14 protein-coding genes are annotated in these 13,041 nt (G+C 64.4%); 7 read left to right on the top strand and 7 right to left on the bottom strand.

Going from position 1 to position 13,041, the window contains the following annotated elements:
- Nucleotide 1: 1 nt before the first annotated feature.
- Complete coding sequence (locus tag C0V82_RS08420; protein ID WP_102111953.1) at nucleotides 2–649, bottom strand: calcium-binding protein; 648 nt, start codon at nucleotides 647–649, stop codon at nucleotides 2–4.
- 173 nt (nucleotides 650–822) lie between these two features.
- On the opposite strand from C0V82_RS08420, the gene truA reads away from it, so the two are divergent.
- On the top strand, nucleotides 823–1,626 hold the full coding sequence (truA, locus tag C0V82_RS08425; RefSeq protein WP_102113324.1) for a tRNA pseudouridine(38-40) synthase TruA: 804 nt from the start codon (nucleotides 823–825) through the stop codon (nucleotides 1,624–1,626).
- Here truA and ddpX read toward each other — a convergent pair.
- Nucleotides 1,557–2,132 (bottom strand): D-alanyl-D-alanine dipeptidase, encoded by a 576-nt coding sequence (ddpX, locus tag C0V82_RS08430; RefSeq protein ID WP_102111954.1) that lies wholly within the window; start codon nucleotides 2,130–2,132, stop codon nucleotides 1,557–1,559. The two genes, truA and ddpX, sit on opposite strands and share 70 nt — an antisense overlap.
- Nucleotides 2,133–2,198: 66 nt before the next feature.
- On the opposite strand from ddpX, the gene tsaB reads away from it, so the two are divergent.
- Both tsaB and C0V82_RS08440 read left to right on the top strand, forming a co-directional pair.
- Entirely contained in the window at nucleotides 2,199–2,891 is a 693-nt protein-coding gene (gene tsaB / locus C0V82_RS08435) for a tRNA (adenosine(37)-N6)-threonylcarbamoyltransferase complex dimerization subunit type 1 TsaB (RefSeq protein ID WP_102111955.1), read from the top strand.
- Nucleotides 2,892–2,894: 3 nt separating this feature from the next.
- Entirely contained in the window at nucleotides 2,895–3,368 is a 474-nt protein-coding gene (locus tag C0V82_RS08440) for a GNAT family N-acetyltransferase (protein WP_102111956.1), read from the top strand.
- Between the two features lie 10 nt (nucleotides 3,369–3,378).
- Here the strand turns inward: C0V82_RS08440 and C0V82_RS08445 are convergent, their stop codons facing one another.
- Nucleotides 3,379–3,669 carry a sulfurtransferase TusA family protein gene (locus C0V82_RS08445; RefSeq protein ID WP_102111957.1) on the bottom strand — a complete coding sequence of 97 codons (291 nt, stop codon included), beginning with the start codon at nucleotides 3,667–3,669 and terminating at the stop codon, nucleotides 3,379–3,381.
- A 55-nt stretch (nucleotides 3,670–3,724) separates the two neighbouring features.
- Between C0V82_RS08445 and C0V82_RS08450 the strand changes: the two genes are divergently transcribed.
- The 3 genes from C0V82_RS08450 (at nucleotide 3,725) to C0V82_RS08460 (ending at nucleotide 6,152) form a co-directional block, all read left to right on the top strand.
- Entirely contained in the window at nucleotides 3,725–4,147 is a 423-nt protein-coding gene (locus tag C0V82_RS08450; protein WP_102111958.1) for a Ros/MucR family transcriptional regulator, read from the top strand.
- 358 nt (nucleotides 4,148–4,505) lie between these two features.
- Nucleotides 4,506–5,324, top strand: coding sequence for a GNAT family N-acetyltransferase (locus C0V82_RS08455; RefSeq protein ID WP_054165776.1), 819 nt, complete (start codon nucleotides 4,506–4,508; stop codon nucleotides 5,322–5,324).
- 30 nt (nucleotides 5,325–5,354) lie between these two features.
- Nucleotides 5,355–6,152: a lysophospholipid acyltransferase family protein gene (locus tag C0V82_RS08460; protein ID WP_102111959.1), complete on the top strand. Its 798-nt coding sequence runs from the start codon at nucleotides 5,355–5,357 to the stop codon at nucleotides 6,150–6,152.
- On the opposite strand, the gene C0V82_RS08465 is transcribed toward C0V82_RS08460, so the two are convergent.
- Together C0V82_RS08465 and C0V82_RS08470 are read right to left on the bottom strand one after the other, a co-directional pair.
- Nucleotides 6,133–6,753: a GNAT family N-acetyltransferase gene (locus C0V82_RS08465; RefSeq protein ID WP_102111960.1), complete on the bottom strand. Its 621-nt coding sequence runs from the start codon at nucleotides 6,751–6,753 to the stop codon at nucleotides 6,133–6,135. The two genes, C0V82_RS08460 and C0V82_RS08465, sit on opposite strands and share 20 nt — an antisense overlap.
- An 87-nt stretch (nucleotides 6,754–6,840) precedes the next feature.
- Nucleotides 6,841–10,044, bottom strand: coding sequence for a glycoside hydrolase family 15 protein (locus tag C0V82_RS08470; protein ID WP_158659811.1), 3,204 nt, complete (start codon nucleotides 10,042–10,044; stop codon nucleotides 6,841–6,843).
- 166 nt (nucleotides 10,045–10,210) lie between these two features.
- On the opposite strand from C0V82_RS08470, the gene malQ reads away from it, so the two are divergent.
- Nucleotides 10,211–11,728, top strand: coding sequence for a 4-alpha-glucanotransferase (gene malQ / locus C0V82_RS08475; protein ID WP_102111962.1), 1,518 nt, complete (start codon nucleotides 10,211–10,213; stop codon nucleotides 11,726–11,728).
- Between the two features lie 2 nt (nucleotides 11,729–11,730).
- On the opposite strand, the gene C0V82_RS08480 is transcribed toward malQ, so the two are convergent.
- Together C0V82_RS08480 and C0V82_RS08485 are read right to left on the bottom strand one after the other, a co-directional pair.
- On the bottom strand, nucleotides 11,731–12,141 hold the full coding sequence (locus C0V82_RS08480) for a DUF2000 domain-containing protein (protein WP_199772385.1): 411 nt from the start codon (nucleotides 12,139–12,141) through the stop codon (nucleotides 11,731–11,733).
- A gap of 20 nt (nucleotides 12,142–12,161) precedes the next feature.
- Nucleotides 12,162–13,031, bottom strand: coding sequence for an AraC family transcriptional regulator (locus tag C0V82_RS08485; RefSeq protein WP_102113326.1), 870 nt, complete (start codon nucleotides 13,029–13,031; stop codon nucleotides 12,162–12,164).
- Nucleotides 13,032–13,041: the final 10 nt, after the last annotated feature.

Genomic DNA, 13,041 nt, shown 5'->3' on the forward strand with positions numbered 1-13,041 from the left:
ATCAGCCGATCACGAACCAGTCGGCACCGGCGTCGTAACGCAGGCTCAGCCCATCCGGGATGATGATCTTGTAATCATTGGCGGTATCGTACAGGCCATCATTGTTCAGGTCGATGACCAGATGGCCGTCGATCTGCGCGACATTGGTGACACCCGCCTGCAGGAAGGTCGGAACAGCCGTATTCGCCGTCAGGGCCGACAGGGCAACGCCGCCGATGCGCAGCAGCGATTCGGACGCGGCGTCGAAATCCAGCCTTTCACCTGCCTTCGCATCGACCACCAGATCCTGGTCCCCTGCCACCAGGGCGGCACTGGTGAAGACGAAACGGTCATTGCCGCTGCCGCCCGACATCACGTCGGAACCCGCACCGCCATCAATGACGTCATCGCCCTTGCCGGCCACGATCACATCGGTTCCAGCCCCGGCGCGGATCGTGTCGGCACCAGCCCCCGTAAAGAACAGGTCGTTGCCGGCAGTGCCGGAAAGCTTGTCGGCGAAAATCGTGCCGGGGATCGGTTGAAGGTCCAGTCCGCGCACGGCATCCACCGCCTCGCGCCCCAGGTCGGCCATCAAATCCACAAAGGTCGGCACCAGCACTTGGGTGATGGAGTTCACCAGGGCCTCGCCGATCCAATCATACTTGGCCATTTCCCGGCCCCCCTCTTCCAATTGCCTTTCCGGCATTGCAGATGGCCGGACGCTAACATAAGGATCATGACACAGGTGTGATGGCCGCCACGTCAAATGAATTATGTTCAATGTTGACGGGCGGGCCTGCGGGCGGCATCGCTGTGCCGCCCCTGTTGAAAGTCGCCCACCCCATGGCCCAGCGCTGGAAAATCACCGTCGAGTTCAATGGCAGCCCCTTTCTGGGCTGGCAGCGGCAGGACCATGGCCCCTCGGTCCAAGGTTGCCTGGAAGAAGCGGTACGGCGGTTTGCCCAAGAGACCGTGACGGTTCATGCGGCGGGGCGCACGGATAGCGGTGTGCATGCCACAGGTATGGTGGCCAGCTTCGACCTGGAAAAACCTGTGAGCGCCGAAAAGGTCCGCGACGCCCTGAACTATCACCTGAAGCCCAACCCCATTGCGGTGTTGAAGGCAGAGGCGATGGAGGGTGATTTCCATGCCCGCTTCACCTGCATCGGGCGCGCCTATCTGTACCGCATCACCAACCGGCGTGCACCGCTGGCGCTGGATGCGGGGCGATCGTGGCTGGTGTCCCATCCGCTGGACGCCGACGCCATGCATGCGGCGGCCCAGCGCCTGGTCGGTCGGCATGATTTCACCAGTTTCCGCGCCTCGCTGTGTCAGGCCGCCAGCCCTGTGAAAACCCTGGCCGAACTATCGGCGACACGGGTGGGCGAGGAAATCCACATCGTGGCCCGCGCCCGTTCCTTTCTGCACCATCAGGTCCGCAACATGGTCGGCACCTTGAAGATGGTGGGCGAAGGGCGCTGGACCGCTGACGACGTGCAGGCTGCACTGGAGGCCCGCAACCGGTCGGCGGCGGGACAGACGGCCCCTGCCGACGGCCTGTATTTCACCCGCGCCTTTTACCCCGGCGACGAGTTTCCCGAACCCATCAGTGACGGGCCCAACACCCCATCCTCCACCAGCGGGTAAGAAGACGCGCCCGGCAACTGGTAGTGCCACCATTCATAGGCGTAATGCTGCCAACCAGCAGCCGCCATAATACCCAGCAGCAGGGCGCGGTTGCGCTGCGCCTCCACAGAGATACTGGTATCGGCATGCCAGGCGATGGGCCGCATATCGTCAAAGCCCGTGCCCATCTCCAACACGGTGCCATCCGCCTGCGCCAGGGTCAGGTCGATGGCGACACCGCGCCCATGGCTGGACCCGACGCGCGGATCGGCGATGAAGGTCGGGTCGGGCAGCACGTTCCACAGCGCCCATTGCGCCGCCGGCGGGCGATAGCCGTCAAAGACATGCAGCCGCAGCCCCTGTGCCACCGCCAGCCGGATGGCCCGCGCCAACGCCGCCGCCGCGTCGGGATGCAGCAGGCAGAGCGGCCGCGCGAAGATCGGTCTTCCCGTCAGATTATCCGCCGTGGCATAGCGAAGATCGAGATCGACATCGAAGACCGGCGGGGCAATGGTGACGAACCGCATGGTTCACCCTTGTGATGGCGAAAGCCCCCCTGGATAACGAAGCTTATTGCGGATGGAAATGCGTTCATGATCACGCTTGGCCTGGATACGGCGACCAGCGCCTGCGCCGTCGCCCTGTGGGATGCCGCATCGGGCCGCACGCTGGCGGTGCGGGCGGAGATGATGCAGCGCGGCCTTGCTGAAAAGCTGGTGCCCATGGTGCAGGAGACCATGGCGGAGGCTTGTATAGGCTTTGCCGACCTGTCGCGCATCGGCGTGACGGTGGGGCCTGGGACCTTTACGGGCCTGCGCGTGGGTCTTGCCGCCGCGCGCGGCTTTGCCCTGGCCGCCAATTGCCCTCTGGTCGGGGTGACGACGCTGGAAGCGGCAGCGCACGGCCTGGATAGCGATAGCCGTGCCGGCCACACGCTGCTGGCCGCCATTGAAAGCCGGCGCGATGACCTGTTTCTGCAGCCCTTCACCGCCGACTTGACACCCCTGGGTGAACCGGCGGATGTGCTGCCTGCCGACCTGCCCGCCTATGCCGCCGCCCACCTGCCGGCAGGTCCGCTGCTGATCGTGGGCGATGCTGCCGCGCGCACGGCACAGGCGCTGGGTATCTGGAAGGGTACCTTGGTGATCCGCGAGACGGCGGGTGCCGCAGAGGCGCTGGCCACCGCCCGCATCGCGGCGATGCAGGATGGGGCCGGCATCGCGGCCCGCATCGCCGATCCCTTCTATCTGCGCCCGCCCGACGTCACGCTGCCGAAGCAGGGCTAAGCCATGGCGGCGATGGTCGAGATCATTCCCGCCGCCCCCGCCCATGCCGATGTCATGGCGGCGCTGCATGCAATGGCCTTCGCCGACCCGGCCCTATCCGGTCCCGCCTGGGACGCGCCGGCCTTTGCCGGGTTTTTGGCAACACCGGGCATCATGGGTTTCATCCTGATGGAGGATGGGGAACCCTGCGCCCTGTCGCTCTGGCGGCAGGTGCTGGATGAAGGGGAATTGCTGACCATCGGCACCGATCCCGCCGCCCGCGGGCGCGGCCATGGGGCAACCTTGCTACGCCATGGACTGGCCCATCTGCGGGCGAATGGCGTTGCCCGTGTCTTCTTAGAAGTTGCTGTCACAAATACAGCGGCGCAGTCGCTTTATGCTTCGCAGGGCTTCACGAATGCCGGCCGCAGGCGCGGTTATTATCAACATGCGGGCTTGTCAATTGACGCAAACGTCATGGCGACTGATCTGACCTAAGCCTAATTGGTTAAGGCTTCTTGACCAAAAGCCGCTGAACCCCATCAGGACTCGCGGGATTCTCCGGTTGCAGGTCAGCAACGATATAGCCATGTTCCCGTAGACTGGCCGGAACATTTCGCGAAGGTTCCCCATAATTCATACGGACTTCAAGGGTTTGGCCCGAGTTAAGCCGCTCGATGGCAAGTTTCGTACGCACGAATGTCATAGGGCAGACAAGCGAGGTGATGTCCAGAAACTGGTCTGCTATGTTTTCCACGATGCTCGATTCCTTTGAAGACGTACCAAATCGATATTGCATGATGTTGGGATAAGACTTATATCACGAGCGAGTTTCTTGGTTGGAGCAATCATACATGACCAACGCATCGTCCTCGCCCGAACTTTTGTCTCTCACGACCGAAATCGTCGCGGCCCATGTCTCGAACAATACAGTCGCAATCAACGATCTTCCGGGTTTGATTGATCAGGTTTACCGCGCTCTGTCCAACATCGGTACGGAGCCGGTGGTTCAGAGCGAGAAGCCGCAGCCGGCAGTCGCCATCAAGAAGTCGGTCACGCCTGAATATATTATCTGCCTGGAAGATGGTAAGAAGCTGAAAATGCTGAAGCGCCATCTGAAGACGGCCTACAATATGTCGCCGGAAGAATACCGCGACCGCTGGGGCCTGCCGCCGGACTATCCGATGGTTGCACCGAACTATGCCAAGCAGCGTTCGCGTCTGGCCAAGCAGATCGGTCTGGGCACCCGCGCCCGCCGCGCCGGTGATGACGAGTAAAGATCGGCTTGCTCCTGCCTTGCGCGGGAAATGCTGACGGGACAAGGGGGCGGCCTGCGGGTCGCCCCCTTCTCTTTCGGGCGGACAATATTCGGTGCCGGAACCAATGTGATTTGCGCATGGCACCATGGCGGACCTACCCGCAAACCCGCTATATCTTTGAAAGTTGCGGGACAAGGGCATGAAACTTTCGTGATCGGCCCCTGCATTGTGACACAGTGGGTTGACCGGCCCGCGCCGCTTCGTGTTATGCCAATGCGTGTGGCGGCGACCGTGGCACCCATGCTTCGTGACAGACGGAGTGGAGGCCGGAACGGCCGCAGCCGACAAATGCCGGCGACCCAGAATATGTGAGAGCATGGCTGACATCTTTTCCACCGAAGCCCTGATTTCCGGCGAAATTCGTTCCGGCAATCTGGAGGTCCGTCTGGCGGAGACCGCCGCCGAGGTCACTGCGGCCCAGCGCCTGCGCTTCCGCGTCTTCTATGAGGAGATGGCGGCCAAGCCCACGGCGGAGATGATGGCGCAGCGGCGTGACTTCGACATGTTCGACACGCTGTGCGATCATCTGCTGGTGATCGACCGCAGCCTGGGCGACGGCACTGACGCCGTGGTCGGCACCTACCGCCTGATCCGCCGGGCTACCGCGGCACGCGCCGGGTCCTTCTACTCGTCTGATGAATATGACATCTCCCGGATTGAGGAATATCCCGGCGAAGTGTTGGAACTGGGCCGTTCCTGCGTCGATCTGAATTACCGCAGCCGGGGCACGATGCAGTTGCTGTGGCGCGGGATCGCCGCCTATTCGGCCCATTACGACATCAAGCTTATGTTCGGCTGCGCCAGCCTGCCCGGCACCGACCCGAAGGCCCTGGCCCTGCCGCTCTCCTATCTCTACTACCATCATCTGGCCCCGCCGGCCCTGCGCCCCGTGGCCCTGCCGCACCGCTATGTCGAAATGGCGATGATGGAGGAGCACGAGATCGACCCGCGCCGCGGCATCAACGAGGTGCCGGCCCTAATCAAGGGCTATCTGCGCGTGGGCGGTTTCGTGGGTGAGGGCGCGGTGGTCGACCATCAGTTCAACACCACCGACGTCTCCATCGTCGTGAAGACCGACCTTATCACCGACAAGTACCTGCGCCATTATGAGCGCCGGGGCTCGTCCCTGATCTGATCATCGCAACCGGCACGGCGGGCGGACAGGATGGATATCGGCTCGACCCTGCTGGGTTTCACGCGGCTCACCTTCTACGGGCTGTTTACGCTGCTCTGCATTCCGGTGCAGGTCGTGCTGCTGCGCCTGTCGCTGCGGGGGGCGGCTGCTTGCTTCCCGCGTTTCTATCACCTCGTCTGTTGCCGCATCCTGGGTATCGAGGTGGTGGTGAAGGGGCAGCCGGCCAGCGATGCCGGGCCCGTCCTGTTCATCGCCAACCATTCCTCCTATCTCGACATTCCGGTGCTGAGCACGATTGTGCCCGTCAGCTTCATCGCAAAGTCGGAGGTGAATGGCTGGCCGGTCTTCGGCCTGTTGGCCAGGTTGCAGCGTACCGTCTTTGTGGACCGCAATGCCCGCCACAAGGCCGATGAACAGCGCGACAGCATTCAGGGCCGTTTGCAGGCAGGCGACAGTCTTGTCCTGTTCCCCGAAGGGACCAGCAGTGACGGCAACCGCACCCTGCCCTTCAAGACAGCCCTGTTCGCCGTCGCCTCCACCCGTATCGGGGAACGCCCCCTGACGGTACAGCCGGTCAGCGTGACGGCAACCCATCTGGACGGTATCCCGCTGGGCTATGTCTGGCGGCAGCTTTACGCTTGGTATGGCGATATGGAACTGCCACCGCACCTATGGCGCATGGTGCGCGCGGGCCGTCTGCGCATCGTCGTAGAGTTCCACACCGCACAGTCGCTGGATACCGCCGGCACGCGCAAGGCGCTGGCCGATATCTGCTGGCAATCAGTGGCCCAGGGCGTTGAACGCGCCGTTACGGGCCGCGCGGCGTAAGTCTTTCCTTCACATCCGGCCATTCCCGGTCGGTGACCGAGAAATAGACGGAGTGGCGCAGGCTGCCATCGGCACGGACGACATGGTTGCGAAACGTCCCCTCCTCCACGGCCCCAATGCCGGCCAGAGCGGTGCGGGACTGCACATTGTTGCTGTCGGTCTTGAACTCCACCCGGACACAGCCCCAGACCTCGAACGCGTGGCGCAGCATCAGAAGCTTGGCGTCGCGGTTAAGACCTGACCGCTGGAACCCCTTGCCCAGCCATGTATAGCCGATCTCCACATGCCGGTTGGCCTTATCGATGGCCAGATAACGGGTGGAGCCGGCGATACGGCCCGTCGCCTGGTCGACGGTCACGAAAGGCAGCATGCGGCCCGCCTGCTGTTCCGCCAGCGCAAACCCGATCCAGGCCGCCATCTCGTCCCGGCTGCGCACCGGGGTCGGGTACCAGCGGAAGATGTCCCCCGTCAACCCCACGGCACACAGCGCATCCAGATGCTCCACCCCCAACGGTTCCAGCCGGGCCGCGGTGCCCGTCAGGGTCACGGGGCCCGTGTCGATGCGGTTGAATTCATAGACGGGATAGGTACGGTCGGACATGGGGCACCGCTTCAGGGGAAAGCCACCGACAGCTTTCCCCAAGACGGCCCCTTGCGGTCAATCAAGGCATTGTCCGGGAGACGAGATTCACGCCGCGTCCGCCACCGCCCCCGCCAGTCCAGCCAGGATCAGGGCACCCATGGCCAGATGCTCCGCCGCCTTTACGGGCGACAGATTGTAGAAGCCCTTCCAGGCCGCGGCCTGGTCCACATCCCCCTGCCCTGGGTGTGCAAGGCGCCAGTGGCGTTCCACGGCAGTGGCAATGATGCGGTCGGTGGAGATCAGGCCCGGCAAGCGCACATTGCTATGCACCGACAGCATCTCCGACACGGCCCACAGTGCTTCCACCGTCAGTTGCCGGTATTCGGGGTTCATGATGCGGTCCAGTCGCGCCTCCACCTCGCGCGCGAAGTCACGTTCGCCGGGCGTGCGGTCAGCGCGCAGGGTGGCGCTGTCCAGGCGCATTTCCTGATGGCTGGGATCGGCGATGATCACGCCGTCGCCATGACGCAGAAGGCCCCAGACCCGCCGGAAGAAGGCATCCGGCACCGGCAACAGCGTGCCCGTGGTATCGCGCCAGCCCCACCAATCGCCGCCGGTCAGCACGGTGGCTGTCCAGTAATCGCCCTCCATAGCAAATTCGGGCTGATCCACGGCACTGCCGCGCGATAGCACCGGCAGGCAGAAATCCCCCGTCATGCCGGGGCAGCGGGAGATCAGGCGGCGCAGGCGCGTCAGGATGGCGTGCGGCCCCTCCCCCTTCAGCACCTCCAGACCCGCCGCATCCGAGAGGCCGCGCTGCCGCGCCACGCTGCGCACCAGCAGGCCCAAAAGGTCGGCGGGGCGCAGCGACAGGGTATAGCGGAACAGGTCCGGGCTGGCTTTGATCAGGGTGCCACTGAACAGCAGCATCTCTTCACGCAGCATCAGGGTGGCCGGATCGCCGCCGATGGTGGCCAGACGGGCCGAGATATCGGCATTGGCCAGCGGACGATCAACGGTGCTGGCCCCCAGGATCACATGCTTCTGCCGGACTACGATCTCCTTCACCGCATCCTGCAACCGCTCATCATGGCGGTTCAGCAGGTGGGCCAGAGGGCGCACGATATCCCAGCGCCCGGCATGGCCGGCGGCGCGGTACAGGTCCTCCGCCCGTTGCCACAGCGGTACGCCACCCTCCGTCACGAAATCCCGCCACTGCCGCTGCCACAGCAGGGTCAGCATCAGCAGGTGCCAGTCGGCCCGGCGCTCACCAGCCAGCGATTTTGCCAGCCAGGGCGTGTCCCCCTCCTCGATCCAGCGGCGATCTTCCCCGCCCGGCGGCGGTGCCTTGAAGTCATAGGCATCATCGCCGGCCCAGGCGCGTACGGGCCGGGCGGTCACGGGGCAGGAGGGCGCGATCTGGTCAAAGCCGACGATGCGTGCCCCGCCATAGGCGTCGATCAGGTCGCTGCCCCTCACGCAGAGGTCGGGCACGCGGCCCGACACCAGGTCGGCCAGGGTCTTGGCCAGTTCCGCGAAACCTTCGCCCGCCGCCATGCCCTTGGACACGGGAAAAACCAGCAGGGGCGGCTTGGTAAAGGTCCAGGTGCGGTTGATATAGGCGATTTCAGACAGCAGCCGGTCGACCAGGAACCGGTGGTCATAGGTGAAATAGAACCCGTCCTGTTCATCGACGAAGGTAGGCACGATCACCGCCGGCTGCCCGGCAAAACGGAAGCCGCAGGCGGTGATCAGCGTGCCAAGCCGGCGCGGCGGCCGCCCCGACAGGCCCAAAACCTCGCACCGGCCCAGCTCCGCCAGCGCACCGACCAGCACATCGACATGGCAGATATTGATGGACCCGCCAGCCTGCGCCAACGTTTGACAGGTGACACCCTGTTCCTTGAGCTGCACGCGGACCTTTTCATCCTCTGCCAGCACCACCAGACGCACGGGCACAGGCGGCTTGGGCTTCAGCTTGGCGCGGCGGTTCAGCGGATCGACATCACCCGGCGCCAGGAAGCCCTCATCAATCAGCAGACCCATGATGAACAGGCTCTGCGCCCACAGAAGCGGCACATTCTCATTCGGCACGCGCGTCTGGCTGCCGGGATGGGCGCGTTCGGCCTCCACCGCCTCTTCCGGGACGATGAACAGTTCCGGCAGCAAGGCATCGCCGCCACGCTCGACCAGCAGGCTTTCCAGCTTTTCCCGCCAGTGGGCCGCGTCGCGCGCGTCCCCCGTCAACAGGGCTGTGACGTAAAAATAGGTGTAGAAAAGCGGCCATTCGCTTTCGATGCCGCGGAACCGCTCCAACTCGCCCGCCTCGTAATGCAGGCGGGAATGGTCCTCCAGCACCGTCTGGTGCCCATCGGTCAGGAAGCGCTTGCAGCCATAGGGACCGGCCAGCTTGGTCAGGATCTCATTGCGGGTCCGCTCCACCAAATCGGGGGCATCGACGGCAAAGGCAGGCCAGCCGATGATACCCAGCGTGGCGGCATCCACCTCCTTCGACCCGGATTCACGCGGCAGCAGCGCCTCCACCGTGGCCCGCGCCCGTGCAATCTCGTCCGGGACGGCATGGATGACGGCCACGCGCCCCCCATCCTCGCCCAGCAGGTCCAGGCCCTGCATCGCCTCCATGGCCGCCTTGGCCATGCCGATGGAACTGGCGTTCAGCTCGACCGCCCCGTCATTAATCTTGCGCCCCCGTTCCCAGATGCCGAAATCGGCGATGCGATAGGCGGGGCCGATGTAATGGACAAGGTTCTGGACGAACGCCACCTCGTCCATCGTGTAGATGACCGACATGCCCGATCGCGTCATCTGCGCCAGCATCAGCAGGAACAGGGACGTGGCGTCGATCTGCAAATGGCCCCAGCCATCATCGGCAGCCACCGCCTCGCCGGTGCTGGCCGAATAGATGGCGTGCAAACTGTCCAGCGGGGCCTGGGTATGCTTGAACCGCTCCACCTTGGCCGCTTGGCGCATCATGGCCTGCAACAGGCCGCGCATGGTCTTGACCACGCCTTGTTCCAGCAGGCGGGCGCGAGCCGTACTGTCGCCCCGGCGGCGATAAGCCAGCGACAGGGCCCAGGGGCCGATGATCGAATAGACGTTATCGCGTACCCAGGCATGGGTGTAATTGCCATGCACCGTAACGGCGGTACTGGCTGGCAGCAGACCCGTGATCGGGTGCTGTCGCGACAGGATCACGCGGTTCACATGGTCGAACAACCGGTCCAGTGCGGTCTTCACCGCCTGCCCGCCTTGCTTGGCCACTCCGCGTGGCAATGGCGATTCCGGCATCTGGCACCCCGTAACCAACATACTGCATGCATACCCATTGAGAGTAACAGCGTTACACGTCTGCGCAACTGTTGCAATGCAGCATGGCATACGAAATCATGGGCAGGATGGGTCGGGATGATAGGATCACAGCCCATCCCTCGGCCCCACAGGAAAGACCCGCCCGATCATGAATATTCAGCGCGCCAGCGGCCTTCTCCTGCACCCGACTTCGCTGCCCGGCGGGCATGGCATCGGCGATATGGGGCCTGCCGCCCGTGCCTTTCTGGCCGACATGCAGGCCGCCGGACAAAGCATCTGGCAGATCCTGCCCCTGGCCCCGACCAGCCTGGGCAACAGCCCCTATTCGGCCCTGTCCAGCTTTGCCGGCAACCCGCTGCTGATCAGCTTTGATGATCTGGTCCGCGATGGTTTCGCGGATGCCGCCATCCTGTCAGGACTACCCGGAAACGAGGCGGAGCGGGTGGATTATGACGGGGTGGCGGCCTCCAAGCTGGCAGCCCTGGATATCGTGGCTGGCAATTTCCTGAAACGGTCCAGCGATGACGAGGAATGGGGCGATTTCGAACTGTTCCGGGCACGCAACGATGCCGAATGGCTGGATGATTACGCGCTCTACACTGTGCTGAAGGCCAAGCATGGCGGGGCCGCCTGGCTGGACTGGAACGCGCTTTATGCCAGCCGTGACCCGATCGGCATCGGGGAGGCGCGGCACACGCTGTCGTTCGAGATCAAGAAGATCAAGGTGCAGCAGTTCCTGTTCTTCCGGCAATGGATGGCGCTGAAGAAGGATGCCAATGCGCGCGGCATCCGCATCATGGGCGACATCCCCATCTTCGTGGCGGGCGACAGCGCCGATGTCTGGTCACGCCGTGACCTGTTCGATCTGGACGGGTCGGGCCGCCCCACCATCGTGGCCGGTGTGCCACCCGATTATTTCAGCGCGACGGGCCAGCGTTGGGGCAACCCGCTCTACCGCTGGGATGCGCACCGGGCCGAAGGTTTCTCCTGGTGGCACCGGCGCATCGCCAAGACGCTGGAAACCGTGGATATGGTCCGCATCGACCATTTCCGGGGGTTCGAGGCCTATTGGGAAATTCCGGCGCATGAAGAAACCGCCATCAATGGCCGCTGGGTCCCCGCCCCTGGCTATGAGCTGTTCCAGTCGCTGAAGGATCGGTTCGGGGAGTTACCCATCATCGCCGAGGATCTGGGCGTCATCACGCCGGAGGTGGAACGGCTGCGGGACCATTTCGGCTTCCCCGGCATGCGCGTCCTGCCCTTTGAATGGGGCGACCATTTTGAGCCCTGGCATTACGATCCCAACCGCTATGCCGCCCATTCAGTGTTCTACACGGGCACCCACGACAATGACACGATCCTGGGCTGGGTCGCCGCGCGCGGTGGGCTGGACAGTGAATTGGGGCAGCGCATCCGGTCATACCTGAATACGGACGGGCGGGAGCTTCACTGGGATTTCATCCGCTTCGCTTTGGGCGTGAATTCCGAACTGGTCATCACGCCGGTGCAGGACGTCCTGGGCCTTGGCACGGAAGGCCGCATGAACGTTCCCGGCCTGCCCGACGGCAACTGGGGCTGGCGCCTGAAACCCGGTCAATGGACGGATGACCATGCCGACCGGCTGCGCGACCTGACGGCGACGGCGGGGCGGCTGCCGGCGTAAACCTACGGATGAAGCGACAACCCCTTGGTCGCCTTCTCCACCCCCTTCTTCGGACCGCGCAGGCCGATGCCGACCCAATCCGGAGCGACCGGATCCTCGGCCTGGAAGCAGGCGCGGTTGTCGGCATCATTGCCGGTGCGGAACATGCCGGCGACATAGGGGATGGTCAGCAGCCCGCGTTCCCGCGCCACCCGTGCCGCCTGTTCCAGCCCGTCCTTGCCGGCCTGGAACACCAGGATGGGCTGGCCCAGCATGCGCCCGAACGCCAGACCTTGCGCATCCAGATAGGGCTCGCCCAGCGCGTCCGGCGCGCCGGCGGCGATGCCGGTGGCCAGAAAGGCAGCCACGTTCAGCCGCTGCCAGGGCAGAAGATCGTCGCGGATGATCAGGGCGACCTTGGTATCAAACATCATGTCCCTCCGGTAATGGAGGGTCAGGATGCTGACGCCACCCCCGACCCGTCTGGAACATTTGTGCAGATTTGGCGATAGGCGGCGGGCGTGGTGCCATAGGCACGGCGGAACCAGCGGCCCAGATGGCTCTGATCCGCGAACCCGACGCTGGCCGCCACATCCGCCGGTGCCCCGCCCGCCGCCAGCAGCGCCTTGGCCCGCTTCAGCCGCAACTGCACCAGATAGGCATGGGGGGAGCGTCCATAGGCTTCCCGAAACTGGCGGTTCAGGCGGAACCGGTCGGTTCCGGCCATGTCTGCCAGGTCGGCCAGTCCGATGTCCGTTTCCAGATGGTCATGCAGCGCTTCGCGCGCTCTGGCGGCGGCCCGGTGCGGGCGTTGGCGGACCGGTTCCATGCGCCACAGATCGGGCTGCCACAAACGGCCCAGCAGCCGGTCCAGCGCCAGATCGCGGGCCAGCCGTCCCTCCCGCCCATGCAAGGCGCGGAAGGCCTGCGCAATGTCCTGGCACAGGCCCGCGTCCTCCCACAGCGTCTGGCGGAACCCTAGCGGGGCCAAGGGCCCGGCGGCATGGTCGCGCTGCTCCCGGACCCAGGACAGGGGCAGATACAGCATCTGATAGGTAAAGCCCGCCGGATCGGGACTGTGTCCGTCATGCGGCTGGCCGGGTTCGATCAGGATGGCGCGACCCGGAACGCTGACCACCTGTTGCCGGCCACAGCGAAAGGATTGCACGCCCTGTTCGGTGACGCCCAGCAGCAGTTCGTCATGGTCATGCATGTCGTAGGCATGGCCCGTGAAATGGGCCCGGATACTTTCGATGCCCGTCTCGGCATCGCGCCGCAACTGTGCCCAGTCGCGTGTGAGATCGGCGGGGGAAGCCGCATCCATGGCGCCTTCC

Origin of the sequence: Niveispirillum cyanobacteriorum, from assembly GCF_002868735.1 — a bacterium.
Lineage (GTDB): Bacteria > Pseudomonadota > Alphaproteobacteria > Azospirillales > Azospirillaceae > Niveispirillum > Niveispirillum cyanobacteriorum.